We start from the raw sequence: 16,860 nt of genomic DNA on the forward strand, positions 1-16,860 counted from the left end.
ACAAAAGGACAACCGAGCTTGAAACTGGCGCGTTGATTGCTATCTAACCCCCATGAACGCCATCGACATCCTCACAGGCCCCGCAATGAACATGCTCTATGACTCAGAGTCCTTCGTCGTCGTGCACGTGCAGCCGAACGAAAGCGACACGCCCGCCCAGCCCAATGTGCCGGTTCTGGAACGCCACGGCTTCGAGATCGTAGACAAGCGCTCGGGCAAAGAGGTTTACCTCGACGGCTCGTGGGCCGAACTGTTCCAGCAGCAAATTGCCGCCTGGCAGCTCAATACGCCCACCCAGGAAGAGGTGGAAGACACGCTCGAAGGCTATGCCGAGTTGGCTCACACGCCGGTGCTGGTGCACTGAGCTCCTGTCGCCCCGGACAAGAAAGCGCCTTTTCAGGCGCTTTTTTTTGCGCCCACTTACGCCTACCCGCTCATTTCCGACCGTAGATCCAGCGGTACATCGGCCCCACCAGCAGCAGCACCGCGACCAGCCGGCACACCTGAAACGCCGTGACCACCGGCACCCCCAGCTGCAAGACCTTGGCGGTGATCGACATTTCGGCAATGCCGCCGGGCGAGGTGCCCAGGATCATGGTGGCCGGATGCAGCCCCGTCGCTCGGGCCAGCAGCCATGCGGCGCCTGCGCACACCACCAGCATGACGACCGTGCCCAGCGCCACCGAACCCAGCCAGCGCGGCGCCGTGTACAAAAACTCGCGGCTGAAGCGCACGCCCAGGCTCACGGCAATCACCAGCTGCGCGGTGTTCGACATCCAGGTGGGCACGGCCGACAGCGCCTGGCCCGCAATGGTGAACCCCATGGCAACCACCAGCGGCCCCATGAACCACGGGTTGGTGCGGCCCAGCGCACGCATCGCAAGGCCGCCGATGCCGGTGGCCAGCGCAAGCAGCAGGAGCCCGCTCGCATTCACCTCGCGCACCATGGGCGGATTGATTTCAAGCCCATGCAAGCCGCTCCACTGCATGGCGAACGGAATGGTGACGGTCACCACCACCAGGCGCAAGCTGTGCGCCGCGGCCACAAGGTCGGTGCGCGCACCGGCCGATTCGGACAGCAGCGTCATCTCCGACGCGCCGCCAATGGCGCCCGCGAAGTAAGTTGTCGCTCTCATGGACTTTGCCGGCACATGCGGCATTCGCTTGGCATGCAGCGCATGCAACCAGCGCCCGAAGCCCCAGCCGAGCAGCAAGGCCCAGGCAATGGCGAGCGCAATGGCCCACCACACGCCGGCCACCAGCGCCACCACCTGCGGCGTGAAGTAGAGGCCCAGCGCGGTGCCGATGGTCCATTGCCCGGCATTGCGCAGCGGCGTGTAGCTGGCGGTGGGCGCGCCGGCAATCGATGCCAGCGACACCGCGAGCAGCGGGCCGATCATCCAGGGCAGGGGCGTGTGCAGGGCCAGGCAGATTTGCGCCGCGGCGAGTGCAAGCAACAGCGTGGCCAGCACGCGAACCGGAAAGCGAAGGGACACCACAGGAGGAAGAAAGCGAATTTGGACGGCACGGCGTGCGGGCGCCAACGCATAGTATGGCGCGATGCGATGCCAACCCTTCCCCGCGCGGGCTCCCCGATTCCTGGTCTCCTTGCTCGCCGCCGTCGTGCTGGCAGGGTGCTCCGCCTTTTCGCCCGGCCCTGGGGCGCCTGTGGCAAAGCGCGCCGCGGCGTTGCTGCCAGTGGACGCGCTCATCCTCGGCGAGCAGCACGACGCGGCCGAGCACCACGCCATCGAACGGGAAACCGTCGAGGCGCTGGCGAGCCAGGGCAGGCTGGCTGCGCTGCTGCTCGAAATGGCCGAAGAAGGCAACAGCACCGCCCGCCTCGACCGCACGGCCACCGAAGCGCAGGTGCAAGCCGCCCTGGGCTGGAACGAAAAGGCCTGGCCCTGGCGGAGCTACGGTCCGGCGGTGATGGCCGCGGTGCGCGCCGGTGTGCCGGTTGTCGGGGCCAACATGCCGCGCGCTCGAATGAAGAACGCCATGGCCGACGTCTCGCTCGACGTGCAGCTCAACGGCGAGGCCTACACCGCGCAGCAGGACGCCGTGCGCGAGGGCCACTGCAAGCTGCTGCCCGAGGCCCAGATCGTGCCGATGACGCGCATCCAGGTCGGTCGCGACCGAGCCATGGCGCAAGCCATCGTCAAGGCCCGGCAGCCGGGCAAGACGGTGCTTCTGATCAGCGGCGCGGGCCACGCCACCAAGGTGCTGGGCGTGCCGCAGCACCTGCCGACCGATGTTTCGGTCAAGACGGTTCGGCTGCAGGCCGGCGGCGATTCACCCGAGTCGGACGAAGACAACAAAGGCGCCTACGACGCCGTGTGGCGAACGCCCGCCCTGCCGCCCAAAGACTACTGCGCGGGAATGCGGGCACCCGCCTAGCCTTGGCGCCTGGCGGCTCAGGCGAATTTCTTGATCGAATCCGCCAGCGCGTTGACCAGCGTGTCGATGTGCTGCTTTTCCACGATGTAGGGCGGTGCAATCACCAGCACGTCGCCCGCGGGCCGCACCAGTGCGCCCTTGTGGAAGCAGTCCAGGAAGATGTCGTAGGCGCGCTTGCCGGGCGTGCCCGCAATCGGCGCAAGCTCCACCGCCGCGGCAAGGCCGAGGCTGCGGATGCCGATCACATTCGGCAGGCCCTTGAATGCACTGTGGAACGCATCGCCCAGCACCTTGCCCATTTCGCCCGCGCGCGCAAACAGCTTCTCTTCCTTGAACAGGTCGAGCGTGGCAATGGCCGCGGCGCAGGCCACAGGGTGGCCCGAGTAGGTGTATCCATGAAAGAACTCGACCACGTGCTCTGGCGCGTCGGTCTTCATCATCGCGTCGTAGAGCTTGTCGCGGCAGATCACGCCGCCCAGCGGAATGACGCCGTTGGTCACGCACTTGGCAAAGTTCAGCATGTCGGGCACCACGCCGAAATAGTCCGACGCGAAGTTGGTGCCCATGCGGCCGAAGCCCGTAATGACCTCGTCGAAGATCAGCAGGATGCCGTGCTTGTCGCAGATTTCGCGCAGGCGCTTCAGGTAGCCCTGGGGCGGCAGGTACCAGCCTGCCGAACCTGCCACCGGCTCCACGATGATGGCGGCAATGTTGCTCGGGTCGTGCAGCGGAAGAATGCGCGTTTCAAGCTCTACCAGCGGGTCTTCGGCCCACACCGGCTCCTCGTTGTGAATATAGGCGTGGTTCACCGGATCGTGAATGAAGCGCATGTGGTCCACGCGCGGCAAGAAGGCCGAGCCGAACACCTTTCGGTTGCCCGGAATGCCGCCCACCGACATGCCGCCGAAGCCCACGCCGTGGTAGCCCTTCTCGCGGCCGATGAACACGTTGCGGTGGCCCTCGCCGCGTGCGCGGTGATAGGCCAGCGCCACCTTCATCGAGGTGTCGGCCGCCTCCGAGCCCGAGTTGCAGAACAGCACCTTGTTCAGGTCGCCGGGCGCCAGCGATGCGATCATCTCCGCCGCCTTGAAAGCCTTGTCGTTGCTGACCTGGAAGGCGGTGGCGTAGTCGAGCGTGTCGAGCTGCTTCTTGATCGCCTCGTTGATCGGCTTGCGGTTGTGGCCCGCGCCCACGCACCACAGCGACGAGATCCCGTCGATCACCTTCTTGCCGTCGTGCGTAGTGAACGTCATGCCGTCGGCCGCCACGAAGACACGCGGGTCTTTCTGGAAATGGCGGTTGGGCGTGAAGGGCAACCACTGGTTGCCCATGTTGAAGTCCTGGTAGGCCATGCGTGCGTCCTTCTTGGTCTCGGTGGATGCGGGCCGCCCTTGCGGCGGCCGCCCGTGGCATTCTTGCACTTTTGCCACGAGACCGCCTCATGGCCGGCACTCAGCCGGCACTCACCACGTGTAGCCCGCCTGCAGCCTGCCGCCGAGCTGCGCGCCGTTTCCCGCTGCCGCGCTCAGGCCCGCGCCCACGCTCCAGCGCTCGTCCAGCTGATAGGCAAAGGCCACGCCCAGCGCGGACTGTCCCGCGTAGTGCCCCACCGCCGCGCCCAGCCATTTGCGTCCGGGCGCGAGCAGCGGGATCGACGGCATGGCCATGGCCTGTGCCACGCCCCGCGCGGCAAAGTCGCGCGCCTGGCCGTACGACACGGCCACCGCGCGCTCCATTTGCGCAAGGTTGACTGCGTCGCTCGCCGCCACGCCGGGCGCCACGTTGGTGATCTGCCGCTGGTAGCCCGTGGCCGCGTTGCCCACGCTCACGCTGTCGGGCCGGTCGGCCACCGAGCCCTGGCCCAGCGCTACGGCATTGCTTGCGCTGGCCGTGCTGCCGTCGCCGAGCGCCATGGCCCCGGCGGCAAGCGCCTTGGCGTTGCGGCCCACGGCCAGCGCACCGTTGCCGATGGCCTGCGAGCCATTGCCGACGGCTGCGGCGCCCGCGCCCTCCGCGCGTGCGGCCGCCTGGCCCTGCACCGAGCATTGCAGGGCGCCGCCATTGACAGTGCAGACGCCCAGTTGCCCATTGACCATGGCCTGTATCTGCACCGCCTGCTGCGCGATCTGCTCGGTGTTGTGCGTGATCTGCTCCGTGTGCTCTGCGATCTGTTCGGTGTGCTGCGTGATCTGCTGGGTGTTCTGGGTCACCTGCGTCGTGATCTGCTGCACCTGGGTGCCCTGCTGGCTCGCCAGGTTCAGCGCCTGCTCGGCCGTGTTCCTTACCGCATAGAGCTGGCTTCCGTTGACCGCGTCGGTCGAGGTGGCCGTAACCGCGCCGGCAGTGACGCCGCTGATCCGCCCCGCGTTGGTGATGCCGCCGCCCTGGTTGTCGATGCCGCTGGAGGTCAGCCGCCCGCCCACCGAAGCATTGCCGTTCACGGAAAGACCGCCGGCGTCGACGTGGCCCGTCGCGCTGATGCCGTCGATGTTGATCAGGCTGCGCCGGTCCGTCGTGCTGCCGAAAGAAACGACGTTCTCGCGCCCCCCGTCGGTGCTGCCAGCGCCTATGGCGACCGACCCCGCACCGTTCGAGCTGCTGCCCGTGCCGATTGCCACGCTGCTGAAACCCGATGCGAAGCTTGCCGTTCCGATGGCCAGGGCACCCATGTCGGTCGCCCTTGCGCTGGCGCCAAGCGCCAGCGCGAAATCGCTCGTGGCAAGGGCCTCGCGTCCGAGCGCCGTCGCGCTGCGACCCGAAGCGGTGGCCATGTCGCCCAGCGCCGTGCTGCTGTCGCCGCTGGCCTCGCTTTCGCGTCCGAATGCGGCAGATCCGGAACCGGATGCCAGCGCGCGATAGCCCACCGCCGATGCCGCCTCGCCCGTGGCGCTGGCCACGTTGCCCACGGCGGTGGCCGAGCCGCTCGAGGCCACCGTGTTGGAACCGATGGCTGTGGCTGAGTTGGCAGTCGCACTGCTGCTGGAGCCCATTGCGGTGGCGCCGTTGCCAGTCGCGTTGCTGTTTGCGCCGACTGCCGCGGCCGAAACCCCCGCCGCAGTGCTGCCGCGCCCAAGTGCCGTCGCCTGGCCGCCGCTTGCGCTGCTGTCGCGGCCGAGAGCCGTGTTTGCGCTGCTCAGGTCGATGCCGGCCTGCGCGCCCGATCCGCCCGCCATGTTGCTCTGGCAGTCCTGCTGCACGATGTCGCGATGCGCGCTGAAGCCCGAGTACGCGCCCGGGTCGGTGCTGCTGTAGAGCGTGCCGCCGGGGCAGGTGTTGGGGTTGAGCACCTGCGCGCCTGCCGGTGCGGCCGCCGCCGCGCAAAAGGCCAACGCAATGCCGGCTCCCAGCCGGCGCCTGCTTCGAAAGCGCATGGTTTCTTCTCCTCGGTCTTGTGTGTGTGAATGCCGCCCGTCCGAAGCCGGAATCGTCCTTCGCGCCCGCCTGCGCCGCCTACCATGGGTTGTGGTAGCCTCCGCCGCCTCGCGATTCGACAAACCGTTCGATGGCGCCCAAGTCCCCGTTCTCTCTCACCGATCCGGACTCCGCGGCACTGGGCCTGCTGCGCCTTGCGCGCACTACCGCCTGCGAGCGCTTTCCGCAGAAACTGCTCGAACGGCTCGTCCGGCTGATGGGCGCCGACCATGGCGCCATCAACATCTGGCATCCGCGCAGCTTCGTGGCCTCGGTCGGCGTCGGCTACGACCTGTCTGGAATGAGCGCCGACTGGTACGCCATCGGCGGCGCCGAGCTCGACTTCACCACCCCCGCCATGCACGCACAGCCCCTGCGGGCGGTGTGCGTCAATGACGACGACCCCCGCTGGAAGCAGAGCCATCCGTCGTGGCGCAGCTTCCAGGCGCGCTACGGCATTCACCATCAGCTGGGCGTGTCCATTCCGTTCGAAGGCAGCGAAACCTTCGCGCATTGCTACCTGAACCGCGGGGCCGCGTCGCCGCGCTACGGCACGGCCGAGGTCGATGCGCTCACCGCGCTTGCGCCCGGCATCGGCGAGGCCTTGCTCATCAACCGCCTCTACGCCGGTGCGCACCAGGGCCTCGAAGACACCGGCAACGGAGATCAGCCGCTGGCCGTGACCGATAACGACGGCTGGATCCTCTTTCCCAATGGCGATTTCTGCCGCGCCTGGCCGCGGCTCGCCGCGATTGCAAAGGTGTCGGAACCCCGCCTGCCCAAGTCATGGCTGGAAGGCGAGCGCAGCGCAATCCGCAAGCTGCACGCGGCCGGATGGCAGTGCGAAGTCACGCCGGCACATGGCGGGCTGCGCGTGGCGCTGCGCCGCAACGCGCCAGGCACAGGCGCCATGCTCACGCCGCGGCAGACCGAAATAAGCCGCCTTTATTGCGCCGGCTATTCAGGCAAGGACATTGCCACGCGCCTGTCCGTCTCGCCCGCCACCGTGCGCGTGCACCTGCGCGAAACCTATTCGAAGCTCGGCGTCACGAGCCGCAGCGCACTGCGCAGCGCCCTGGGGCTTTGAACGCGCCCGGCGCCGGGCCCCGGCGCGCGCTGCGACAATCGGGGCCTCATGAGTGCATACATCCTGACCCTTTCCTGCCCGGACCGCGTGGGCATCGTGCATGCCGTTTCGGGCTTTCTGCTCGAGCGCGGCGGCAACATCGAGGAAGCCGCCCAGTACAACGACCACGACACGGGCCTGTTCTTCATGCGCGTGCGCTTTGCCTGCAGCGACCACACCGAGGCAGCGCTGCGCGAACAGCTCGCCACCTTCGGCGCGGGCTTTGGCATGAACCTGCAGCTGCACGCCGCGGCCCAGCCGATGAAGACGGTGATCCTGGTCAGCAAGGAAGGCCACTGCCTGAACGACCTGCTGTTCCGCTGGAAGAGCGGGCTGCTCGCCATCGACGTGCGCGCCATCATCTCGAACCACCGCGACTTCTACCAGCTGGCCGCCAGCTACAACGTGCCGTTCCATCACATTCCCGTGACGGCCGCCACCAAGGCGCAGGGCGAGGCAAAGCAGCTTGAAATCATCGAGGCGGAAGGCGCCGAACTGGTGGTGCTCGCGCGCTACATGCAAATCTTGAGCAACGACCTGTGCAACAGCCTGGCCGGTCGCGCGATCAACATCCACCATTCGTTCCTGCCTAGCTTCAAGGGCGCCAAGCCCTACTACCAGGCGCACGACCGCGGTGTGAAGCTGATCGGCGCCACCGCCCACTATGTGACGGCCGACCTCGACGAAGGCCCGATCATCGAGCAGGACGTGGCGCGCGCCGACCACACCGATACGGTCGAAGACCTCACGGCCCGCGGACGCGACACCGAAAGCCAGGTGCTGGCCCGCGCGGTGAAGTGGCACAGCGAACACCGCGTGCTGCTGAACGGGCACCGCACGGTCGTATTCCGCTAGCGGCGCCCCTGACCCTCAATCAGTTGCGGTTGGGGTTGTTCGGACGACGGTCATGGCGGTTCGGCACGCCGTCGCCGTCACGGTCCCACTGGCCGCGGCGGTATTCCCAGCGGCCGTCGCGTTCGCGCCATTCAGGCGCGCGGTAGGCATAGCCAGGGCGCGCGCGCACATACATGCCGCGAACCCACACATGGCGTCCACCTCGCCATTCGTAATGCCCCGGGGCCCACACGTAACCACGGCGCGGCGGCGGCGGGCGCTCGTAGCGCGGCGGCGGAGGCGGCACCTCGACGTAGACGCCGGGCTGCGCATGGGCGGCTGTCGGCACCATGAGCGCGCCTCCCGCGGAGAGCAGCGAAGCGGCACCGATCGAAAGCGTGATTGCTAGTTTTTTCATGGGTTGGCCCTCATGAGTTGTTGGAGCCTTCATGCTGCCGGGGCCATGTGAACCCTCTGTAAGCCCTACACCGGAGTTTGTGTAAACGTGTATCGCAAAAAGTAGTGCTTTTGTTAGCGCTTACTCTTGCAATTCGCGAAGATCGACGGCCGCTGCCATGGCGGCATGGCCCGCTTTGTTGGGGTGCAGGTGGTCGCCGTTGTCGTACAGCGGGTTCAACGCCATCGGATCGGCCGGGTTGCGCAGCACCGCGTCGAAGTCGATCACCGCGTCGACATCGTGCCGGCTGCGGATCCAGCGGTTGACCTCGCTGCGCATCGCCTCAGAGGCGTCGCTCCAGTAGGGCGTGTTCTTGAACGGCGGCACGGTGCCGATCAGCACCTTCACGCCCTTGGCGCGCGCTTGCTTGATCAGCTGCTGCAAGCCTTCGGTGATGCGCTCAGCCGTCGGCACCTCATGCTCCGGCGTAGGCAGCCGCGCCATGCCGACCAGCACGCTGCGGCCGATGTCGTTGGTGCCCAGCAGCACGACGACATGCGTTACCCCTGTCTGCCCCAGCGCATCGCGCGCAAAGCGGGAGAGGCCGCTCGGGCCGATGCCGTCGGTCAGCAGGCGGTTGCCGCCAATGCCCGTATTGATGACCGACACCGGCTGGGTCGCCAAAGGGCTGTTGCGCAAACGCGTGGCAAGCAGATCGGGATACGCGCCCTCGCCCGCTTCGCCGCCGCCCGCGGTGATGGAGTCTCCGAAAGCGACCACCACGCGCACCGGCTGTGTGGCCATGACATCGAGACCGGTCACGATGTGATTGAGCGGCAGCGGCGCGGCCCCTTGCAACTTGGGCGTGCCAACGGCATTGCCAGCCACCACCCAGCTCGTGTCGGACACCTGCGTGTGAACGGTCGCGTAAGGCACGGGGCGATCGAAGAAGGCGCTCACCGCAACGGCCTGTCCAGCTTCGACTTTCAGGTCCGCACCGTCGCTCCATACATCTGCACCCGGCGCAATGACCACGCTGTTGCGGCCGCCGAAGCGCAGCATGCGCAGCGTCGCCGGCGACACCGCGTCTGCCCCGGTGTTGAGCCCTACGCTCGCGGCCGCGATGCGCAGCGGAGCCTTGCCGAATCTGTTGGAGAAGCGGATGCGGATGCGCTCGCCTCCCAGCGCGGTCTCGAACTGCTGGCGCAGTGTCTGCCCGCGGAACACGTCGCCGCCGGGCTTGGGCGCCGCAGCCTTGGTGAGAGGATTCGCACTCAGCTCACGAAAATCCACCGGTGCAACGGCCCAGCTGGTCACCCAATGCGCCTCTACCGGCTGCTTCGGCCTTTCATCCGGCTGAACAGCCTGCACGGCAACAGCAGCGGCCAGCAGCAACAGCCCGACGGCGGCAACTCCATGCCGCAAAACACCTTGGCAAAGAACGGAAAGCCAATGGGAACCCAGTTTCATGCGCGCAAAGCGACCCAGTTTACGGAGCCTCCTTGCCCTCTCGTGTGACGAGGTCTAGTGCATCGTTACCAAGTGTCTACATAAGGCAAGGCAGCTTCGACCGACCGGCCGGCCGATGCAAGTCCACGCACCAGCCAGGTGCGCGTTTCGGCAGGATCGATGACCGCGTCGATCTCCAGCGTTTGCGCCATGTGAATCGCTTCGCCGTTGGCGTACTGCTGCGCCACGAGCTTCTTGAACAGCGCATCGCGCGTGGCACCTTCAGGCTCCGCAGCAAGCTCCTTGCGATAGCCCAGCCGCACCGCACCTTCGAGCCCCATGGCGCCGAACTCGCCCGTGGGCCAGGCCACCGTGAACACCGGGGCGTCGAAGCCGCCGGCCGTCATGGCCTGCGCGCCCAGGCCATAGCCCTTGCGAAGCACCACCGCAAAGAAAGGCACTCGCAGGTGCGAAGCCACCATGAACATGCGGCACACATGCCGCACCTGGGCCTGCGCCTCGATCTCCGGCCCGACCATGAAGCCTGGCGTATCGCACAGCGAGACGATCGGCAACCCGTGCGCATTGCACAGCTGCATGAAGCGCGCGGACTTGTCGGCGGCCTCCACATCGATGGCGCCGCCCAGGTGATGCGGGTTGTTGGCCATCAAGCCCACGGGCTTGCCCTCGATGCGCGCCAGCGCAGTGACAATGCCCGCGCCGAAGCCGGCGCGCAGCTCGAGCAGCGAGCCGGTGTCGGCCACGCCGCGCATTGCGGCGCGCACGTCGTACACGCGCAGCCGGTTCTCGGGCACCACGTGGCGCAGCGCGCGCGGGTCGGCGCAATGCCAGTCCGTCACGGGGCCCTGGAAGTACGAGAGGTATTGCTTTGCCGCGGCCACCGCGGCAGCTTCGTCGTCGACCAGGATGTCGATCACGCCGTTGCGCGACTGCACGCTGCTCGGGCCGATCTGTTCCGGCGCAAAGCTGCCGAGCCCGCCGCCCTCGATCATTGCGGGGCCGCTCATGCCAATGTTGCTTGCCTTGGTGGCAATGATCACGTCGGCGCAACCCAGCAGCGCCGCATTGCCCGCAAAGCAGCGGCCATGCACGATGCCCACCACCGGCACCTTGCCCGACAACGCCGCAAACTGGCTGAAGGTGTGGTTGTTGAGGCCCGCGACGATCGGCATGTCGGTATCACCCGGCCGTCCACCGCCGCCCTCGGCGAACAGCACCACCGGCAGCTTCAGCTGGTGCGCCACTGCCAGCAGCCGGTCGGTCTTGTGATGGTTGCGCATGCCTTGAGTGCCGGCCAGCACCGTGTAGTCGTAGGCCAGCACGGCGCAGCGCGAAGCCTCCGGCCCGAACAGCTTGGCGTTGATGCTGCCAAGGCCCGTCACCATGCCGTCTGCCGGTGTGTTGGCAATCAGGTCTTCGAGCGTGCGCCGCCGCGTTTGCGCGGCAATGGCAAGCGCGCCGTATTCAATGAAGTTGCCCGGGTCCGATGCGGTGTCGCACAGGTCGGCAATGTTCTCGCGCGCGGTGCGCCCGCCCTGCGAATGCCGCTTTGCCACCGCCGCCTCGCGATTGATGTCGAGCGTGTAGGCATGACGGTCGATCACCTTCTGCAGATCGGGGCGGATCGCATCGAGGTCGTGCCCGGCGTGTGCCTCGGCTTCGACAGCCTGCGCATCGACGGGCTCCAGCCGCATCAGCGACTGACCCTCGACCAGGTAGTCGCCGGGTTGAGCAAGCAGCGCGATTACCCTGCCCGCAGCGGGCGCATGCAGCAGGTGCTCCATCTTCATGGCTTCGAGCACGCCGAGCTGCGCACCCGCGGGCAGCACATCGCCCAGCGCGACTTCGAACTGCACCAGCTTCGCGGGCATGGGGGCCCTGACCGTCAGGCCGTCTTCGTCATCCGAAGAACTTGCCGGCGCCGTGTTCCCGGCTTCGGAAGCGGATGCGTTCTTTCTCGGACTCTTCTTCTCGAACGCAACCGCCGAGGCGAGCAGGTCGCCAAGGTGCGCTTCCACGAAGCGGGTGTGCACCGCTTGGCTGGCGAACTCGGGCCGTGCCGCAATGGCGCGCAGCAATGCAAGGTTGGTGGCAATGCCATCGATATGGCATTCGTCCAGCGCGCGAAGCGACCGGCGCAACGCATCGGCGAAGTGCGGCGACGGCGAATGCACGATCAGCTTGGCAAGCAGCGTGTCGTAGTGCGGCGATGGGGCAAGGCCTGCGAAGCCGTGCGTGTCGATGCGCACGCCCGGCCCGGCCGGCAGGTCGAATCGCGCAAGCGTGCCGCCGGATGGCCGAGCGTTGCCGTGCGCATCGAGCGTCTCCGCATTGATGCGCCATTGCACCGCAAAGCCGCGCTGCGGCGCGGTGCGGTCCGCATCAATGCCCAACGCGTTCAGCGGCTGGCCCGCGGCCACCGCGATCTGCAGCTGCACCAGGTCGAGCCCGCTCACGGCCTCGGTCACCGTGTGCTCCACCTGCAGCCGGGGGTTGGCTTCGATGAAGACGAAGGGCAACGTGGCCGATTCGGTATCGACCAGAAACTCGAAGGTACCCAGGCTGCGGTAGTTCACAGCCTTGGCCATGCGCAGCGCCGCATGCGTGACCTGCGCGCGCAGCGAATCGGGCAACGAAGGGCTGGGCGCAATCTCCACCAGCTTCTGGAAGCGCCGCTGCAAGGTGCACTCGCGCTCACCGAGACTTGCCACCGCCTGCCCGTCGCCCAGCACCTGCACTTCGATGTGCCGTGCATTGCGCATCAGGCGCTCCACATACACGCCCTCCACGCCGAATGCGGCCTTGGCCTCGGACATGCAGCGCGCATGCGCCTCGGGCAATTCTTCGGCATGGAGCACGGCGCGCATGCCGCGACCGCCGCCGCCGCCGATGGCCTTGATCATCACGCCCGCACCTTGCGCCTGCTGCTCGGCAAAGAAAGCCTGCGCTTGCGCGAGCGTGACCGCACCGGCGCTGCCCGGCATCACGGGCACGTCGCACTCCGCGGCAAGCGTGCGTGCACGCGCCTTGTCGCCGAACAGCGCCAGCTGCTCGGGCGTCGGTCCGATGAAGACCAGCCCTGCCTCCGCGCAGGCTTGGGCGAAGTCGGCGCGCTCGCTCAGAAAGCCGTACCCGGGGTGCACCGCATCGCAGCCCTGCGCGCGCGCAACAGCGACCAGCGCGCCGATGTCGAGGTATGCCGACGGCCCTGTTGCGTCGAGCGCAACCGCGGCATCGGCCAGCTGCACGTGCAGCGCCGATGCATCGTCGCGCGCATGCACCGCCACGCTGGCAATGCCCAGGTCGCGCAATGCGCGCACCAGGCGCACGGCAATCTCGCCGCGGTTGGCAATCAGTATCTTGGAGAACAAGAGAGAACCTTTCAGGCTTTGTCTTTCAGCAGGCGCCGAAGGACCTTGCCGGCACCCGTGGTCGGCAACGCGTCGATGAAGCTCACGGCGCGCGGCGCCTTGTAGCTCGCCATGTTGTCGCGCGACCAGGCAATGAGCGCATCTGCTTCGAGCACAGCGCCGGGCTTGCGCACGATGAAGGCCTTGACCACCTCGCCCTTCTCCGCGTCCGGCTGGGCGATGACCGCGGCCTGTGCCACGGCGGGGTGCTTGATGAGGATGGTCTCTACCTCTTCGGGGAACACGCTGTAGCCCGAGACCTTGATCATTTCCTTGAAGCGGCCGATGAAGGTGAGGTACCCGTCCGCGTCGAGCTTGCCCATGTCGCCGGTGTGCACCCATTTGCCGCGCAGCGTGGCCGCGGTGGCCTCGGGCTTGTTCCAGTAGCCCTTGAAGCAGCCGGGGCTGGTCAGCACGATCTCTCCGACCTTGCCCGTGGGCAGGTCGGCTTGCGTGTCGGGGTCGACGATGCGAATGGTCACGCCGGGCACCGCAATGCCCTGCGTGCCCCATCGGGGTGAGTGGTGTGGCGTGTAGGTGTCGCAGGTGTGCGTTTCGCTGAGCCCGTAGGCGGCCTCGAACGATGTGCAGTTGGGCGCATGCGAGCGCCACTGCGCCGCCAGCGGCTCGGTAAAGGTAATGCCGAAGCTGGTGACCGGATTGCGCTTCAGGCTCGACAGGTCAAAGCTTGCGATGTCGGGCACCTGCATGCAGGCCACGTTCATCGGCGCAATGCTGTACCACCAACTCACCTTGTAGCGGGCAATCGCCTGCAGCACGGCGTGGGAGTCGAAGCGATGCAGCAGCACCGATGAGGCGCCGCTGAGCACTGGCACGTTCACGCCCATCAGCATGCCGGCGATGTGATAGAGCGGCGCAATGGAAAGCAGCACGTCGCCGCTGCCCACGCCATTGCAATCGGTGGCGGCTCGCGTCTTGAAGAGCGCGTTGCCGTAAGTGAGCATCGCACCCTTCGGCAAGCCGGTGGTGCCCGAGGTGTAGGTCATGAGCGCCACGTCGTCCAGGCCGATGTTCACGGGCTGCGGTGCGGCGCCGCTTCGCATGGCGGAGAGAAAGTCTTCGCAGCCTTCAGGCACGCTGCGAGCGGAACCGCGCTCGGCAAGCAACTCGGCGGGCAGGTCGAGCGTGGGCTCGGTAGGGAGCAAGTCGGCGTAGTGCACCACGAACACATGTTCGAGCGCACTCTCCGGTTGCACCTTGCGCACCACCGGTAAGAGCGGCGCGGCGGCGACGATCACGCGCGCCTTGAGGTCGTTGACCAGATACCCCAGCTCGTGCTCCTTGTTGAGCGGGCTGCTGGGGCAGACGATGGCGCCGATCTTCTGGATGCCGAAGTGCGCCACCAGGTACTGCGGGCAGTTGTTGAGAAAGAGCACCACCGGCTCGCCCTTTTTCACGCCGATGGCTTGCAGCCGCGCTGCGAAGGCGTCGCTCGCAAGGTCGAGTTGCGCCCATGTCATCGCATGGCCGTACCAGACGCATGCCGCGCTGTCGCCGCGCTCGCGCGCATGGGTGCGCAGGTACTCGTGCAGGGGCTGCTGCGGACGGGGTGGAAGCTCGCTCAACACGCGAGCCGTTGCGGTTGTCTCCATGGCGTCACTTTCTCAGGGTTATCGATAGCCGCCTGCACGGGGCCGGCGCTTGCCAATGAGTGCATGGTGCACCAACAATCCTACCCATGGGTATAACTTCGGCGACACGGCACAAACCCTCTGGCAGTGCCGATGCGTCTGCATCCGCCACGGCACAGCCGCACCTGCCCCAGGGCACCGGGCGCCAACGCGCGGCCACGCAAGGCACCGATCTTCAGCGCGAGCGCATCCTGCAGGCGGCCGCGCAGCTCTTTGCGGCGCAGGGCTATGCCAACACCACCATGGCGCAGATCGTTCGCGCGCTGGGTGTGACCAAGCCTTTTGTGTACTACTACTTTCGCGACAAGCAGGAGATCTTCGAAACGCTTTCCTGGCGGCCTGCGGTCGACTGCTTCACCGCGCTCGACTTTGCGGCCAGCGATCCGCGGCGAGCGAGCGAAAAAGTGATCGAAGGCATCGAGCGGCTGATTCGCGCGACCGTTTCGCACCACCCCTGCGCGTTTTTTGCGTACCGCGAGCCGCAGGTGTACCGGCCCGAATACATCGCCGCTCAGAAAAAGCTAGCGCACCACTTCTACGACCTGCTGTGCCCGCTGCTCGAAGAAGCGCGGCGCGATGGCGACCTGGACTTCACCGAAACCAAGATCACCGCGCTGGCCGCCTGCAGCCTGCCGGGTTTCCTCTACAGCTGGTACCGGCCCGACGGCCGCCTTTCGGCCGACGAAGTGGTCGCCGAACTCACGAAGCTGGCAAGCCGCGTGATCGGCCTTCGCGCCAAAGAAGCGCATTGAAGCGAAAGGCGCGCACTGCGCCCTCCGCGGAAGTTTCTTTTCAAACAACATCGGAGACAGACTGACATGAAATCGAGACGCGACCCCATCGCCCTCGCGGTGCTGCTGGCCCTTGCGGGCATGGCACAGGCCCAGCAGCAGACCTACAAGATCGCATACATCGACCCGCTCTCAGGCCCGTTCGCGAACGTGGGCGAGCTCATGCTCACGCACACGCAATACGCCATCGAAGAAATCAACGCCAAGGGCGGCGTGCTCGGCGGCACCAAGCTGCAGCTGCTGCAATTCGACAGCAAGCTTTCGGCGCAAGAGAGCCAGAGCGCATTGCAGGCGGCCATCGACCAGGGTGCCAAGGCCATCGTCACGGGCGGGTCGGGCTCGTCGGTGGTGGCGGCGCTCGTCCAGTCGGTCACACGCTGGAACCAGCGCAATCCGGGCAAGGAGCTGATCGTGCTGAACCATTCGTCGATCGACCCCGAGATGACGGGCAAGACCTGCAGCTTCTGGCACTTTCAGACGGAGGCGAACACGGCGATGAAGATGAAGGCGCTGGCCAACTACATCAAGAAGACGCCGGACGTGAAGAAGGTGTACCTGCTGAACCAGGAATATGCGCACGGCAAGCAATGGGCAAGCTACGGGCGCCAGCTGGTAGGCCTTGCGCGGCCCGATGTGCAGTTCGTCGGCGAAACGCTGCATCCGATCGGCCGGGTGAAAGACTTTTCGCCTTATGTCGCGAACATCAAGCAGAGCGGTGCCGACTCGGTGATTACCGGCAACTGGGGGCAAGATATGACGTTGCTGCTCAAGGCCGCGGGAGACGCGGGCTACGACCTGCGCTATTTCAACCACAGCGCGGGTTCGGTGCCGGGAACGGTGCTGGCGGTGTCGCAGGCCAAGCTGGGGCAGCTGACCTGGGTGGCCGAATGGCATCCGGGCCAGGCGGATACGCCACGCGCCGATGCGCTCGCAAAGGCCTACAAGGCGAAAACGGGCAAGGACTTTCTCGCGCCGCGCATCGACTTCACGCCCCGTCTCTTGGCTGCGGCTATCAACAAGGCCGGCAGCACGGACACTGTGAAGGTGGCGCGTGCGCTCGAGGACCTGAGCTTCGACTCGGTGGTGGGGCCTGTGCGCATGCGCGGCGAGGACCATCAGTTGCTGCTGCCTCAGGTGGTCAACACCATTGCGCCGGTGGATGGCAAGAGCGTGAAGGTGGGTTGGGAAGGGACCAACTACGGGTTCCGGACGGACGCTGTGTATACGGGGAACGAACTGGCTCAGGGGACTGACTGCAAGATGGTTCGGCCCTGACGGTTCGGGTCGAGATTTTCAGGGCGTGTGCAAAGGCCACCGGGTACTCCCCTCCGCGAATGTCCCCCGGGGCTGCGCCCCTCCTCCTTTATTT

Annotated in this window: 13 protein-coding genes; 6 read left to right on the top strand and 7 right to left on the bottom strand. The window is 66.6% G+C overall.

Annotated elements, in window-relative coordinates; genetic code table 11:
• Nucleotides 1-52 precede the first annotated feature (52 nt).
• Entirely contained in the window at nucleotides 53-364 is a 312-nt protein-coding gene (locus V9L21_RS22810) for a BTH_I0359 family protein (protein WP_093017097.1), read from the top strand.
• 70 nt (nucleotides 365-434) lie between these two features.
• Here the strand turns inward: V9L21_RS22810 and V9L21_RS22815 are convergent, their stop codons facing one another.
• On the bottom strand, nucleotides 435-1,496 hold the full coding sequence (locus tag V9L21_RS22815) for an AbrB family transcriptional regulator (RefSeq protein ID WP_337315132.1): 1,062 nt from the start codon (nucleotides 1,494-1,496) through the stop codon (nucleotides 435-437).
• 64 nt (nucleotides 1,497-1,560) lie between these two features.
• Between V9L21_RS22815 and V9L21_RS22820 the strand changes: the two genes are divergently transcribed.
• A complete protein-coding gene (locus V9L21_RS22820) occupies nucleotides 1,561-2,400 on the top strand; it encodes a ChaN family lipoprotein (RefSeq protein ID WP_337315133.1) in 840 nt (279 codons plus the stop codon).
• Nucleotides 2,401-2,417: 17 nt separating this feature from the next.
• Here the strand turns inward: V9L21_RS22820 and V9L21_RS22825 are convergent, their stop codons facing one another.
• Both V9L21_RS22825 and V9L21_RS22830 read right to left on the bottom strand, forming a co-directional pair.
• A complete protein-coding gene (locus tag V9L21_RS22825; protein ID WP_337315144.1) occupies nucleotides 2,418-3,752 on the bottom strand; it encodes an aminotransferase class III-fold pyridoxal phosphate-dependent enzyme in 1,335 nt (444 codons plus the stop codon).
• 111 nt (nucleotides 3,753-3,863) lie between these two features.
• On the bottom strand, nucleotides 3,864-5,771 hold the full coding sequence (locus V9L21_RS22830; RefSeq protein ID WP_337315134.1) for a YadA-like family protein: 1,908 nt from the start codon (nucleotides 5,769-5,771) through the stop codon (nucleotides 3,864-3,866).
• A 131-nt stretch (nucleotides 5,772-5,902) separates the two neighbouring features.
• Between V9L21_RS22830 and V9L21_RS22835 the strand changes: the two genes are divergently transcribed.
• On the top strand, nucleotides 5,903-6,898 hold the full coding sequence (locus V9L21_RS22835; protein ID WP_337315135.1) for a LuxR C-terminal-related transcriptional regulator: 996 nt from the start codon (nucleotides 5,903-5,905) through the stop codon (nucleotides 6,896-6,898).
• A 48-nt stretch (nucleotides 6,899-6,946) separates the two neighbouring features.
• Nucleotides 6,947-7,792 carry a formyltetrahydrofolate deformylase gene (gene purU / locus V9L21_RS22840; RefSeq protein WP_126748312.1) on the top strand — a complete coding sequence of 282 codons (846 nt, stop codon included), beginning with the start codon at nucleotides 6,947-6,949 and terminating at the stop codon, nucleotides 7,790-7,792.
• 19 nt (nucleotides 7,793-7,811) lie between these two features.
• Here the strand turns inward: purU and V9L21_RS22845 are convergent, their stop codons facing one another.
• The 4 genes from V9L21_RS22845 to V9L21_RS22860 all read right to left on the bottom strand — a co-directional run bounded on the left by V9L21_RS22845 (nucleotide 7,812) and on the right by V9L21_RS22860 (nucleotide 14,661).
• Nucleotides 7,812-8,189, bottom strand: a complete 378-nt coding sequence (locus V9L21_RS22845) for a hypothetical protein (protein ID WP_258502565.1) — start codon at nucleotides 8,187-8,189, stop codon at nucleotides 7,812-7,814.
• A 120-nt stretch (nucleotides 8,190-8,309) separates the two neighbouring features.
• On the bottom strand, nucleotides 8,310-9,638 hold the full coding sequence (locus V9L21_RS22850; protein WP_337315136.1) for a GDSL-type esterase/lipase family protein: 1,329 nt from the start codon (nucleotides 9,636-9,638) through the stop codon (nucleotides 8,310-8,312).
• Nucleotides 9,639-9,703: 65 nt separating this feature from the next.
• On the bottom strand, nucleotides 9,704-13,009 hold the full coding sequence (locus V9L21_RS22855) for a carboxyl transferase domain-containing protein (RefSeq protein ID WP_337315137.1): 3,306 nt from the start codon (nucleotides 13,007-13,009) through the stop codon (nucleotides 9,704-9,706).
• 11 nt (nucleotides 13,010-13,020) lie between these two features.
• A complete protein-coding gene (locus tag V9L21_RS22860; RefSeq protein ID WP_337315138.1) occupies nucleotides 13,021-14,661 on the bottom strand; it encodes an AMP-binding protein in 1,641 nt (546 codons plus the stop codon).
• 86 nt (nucleotides 14,662-14,747) lie between these two features.
• Here V9L21_RS22860 and V9L21_RS22865 point away from each other — a divergent pair, with 86 nt between their 5' ends.
• Nucleotides 14,748-15,452 carry a TetR/AcrR family transcriptional regulator gene (locus tag V9L21_RS22865; RefSeq protein ID WP_337315139.1) on the top strand — a complete coding sequence of 235 codons (705 nt, stop codon included), beginning with the start codon at nucleotides 14,748-14,750 and terminating at the stop codon, nucleotides 15,450-15,452.
• 66 nt (nucleotides 15,453-15,518) lie between these two features.
• Entirely contained in the window at nucleotides 15,519-16,766 is a 1,248-nt protein-coding gene (locus tag V9L21_RS22870) for a branched-chain amino acid ABC transporter substrate-binding protein (RefSeq protein WP_337315140.1), read from the top strand.
• Nucleotides 16,767-16,860 lie beyond the last annotated feature (94 nt).

It is taken from the genome of Variovorax sp. CCNWLW235 (assembly GCF_037204085.1).
Taxonomy (GTDB): Bacteria; Pseudomonadota; Gammaproteobacteria; order Burkholderiales; family Burkholderiaceae_C; genus Variovorax.

Bases quoted from the DNA above. Each gene is read 5' to 3' on its own strand.
- V9L21_RS22810 (WP_093017097.1), top strand. From the start codon at position 53: ATGAACGCCATCGACATCCTCACAGGCCCCGCAATGAACATGCTCTAT.
- V9L21_RS22820 (WP_337315133.1), top strand. From the start codon at position 1,561: ATGCGATGCCAACCCTTCCCCGCGCGGGCTCCCCGATTCCTGGTCTCC.
- V9L21_RS22825 (WP_337315144.1), bottom strand. From the start codon at position 3,752: ATGGCCTACCAGGACTTCAACATGGGCAACCAGTGGTTGCCCTTCACG.
- V9L21_RS22830 (WP_337315134.1), bottom strand. From the start codon at position 5,771: ATGCGCTTTCGAAGCAGGCGCCGGCTGGGAGCCGGCATTGCGTTGGCC.
- V9L21_RS22835 (WP_337315135.1), top strand. From the start codon at position 5,903: ATGGCGCCCAAGTCCCCGTTCTCTCTCACCGATCCGGACTCCGCGGCA.
- purU (WP_126748312.1), top strand. From the start codon at position 6,947: ATGAGTGCATACATCCTGACCCTTTCCTGCCCGGACCGCGTGGGCATC.
- V9L21_RS22845 (WP_258502565.1), bottom strand. From the start codon at position 8,189: ATGAAAAAACTAGCAATCACGCTTTCGATCGGTGCCGCTTCGCTGCTC.
- V9L21_RS22850 (WP_337315136.1), bottom strand. From the start codon at position 9,638: ATGAAACTGGGTTCCCATTGGCTTTCCGTTCTTTGCCAAGGTGTTTTG.
- V9L21_RS22860 (WP_337315138.1), bottom strand. From the start codon at position 14,661: ATGGAGACAACCGCAACGGCTCGCGTGTTGAGCGAGCTTCCACCCCGT.
- V9L21_RS22865 (WP_337315139.1), top strand. From the start codon at position 14,748: ATGGGTATAACTTCGGCGACACGGCACAAACCCTCTGGCAGTGCCGAT.
- V9L21_RS22870 (WP_337315140.1), top strand. From the start codon at position 15,519: ATGAAATCGAGACGCGACCCCATCGCCCTCGCGGTGCTGCTGGCCCTT.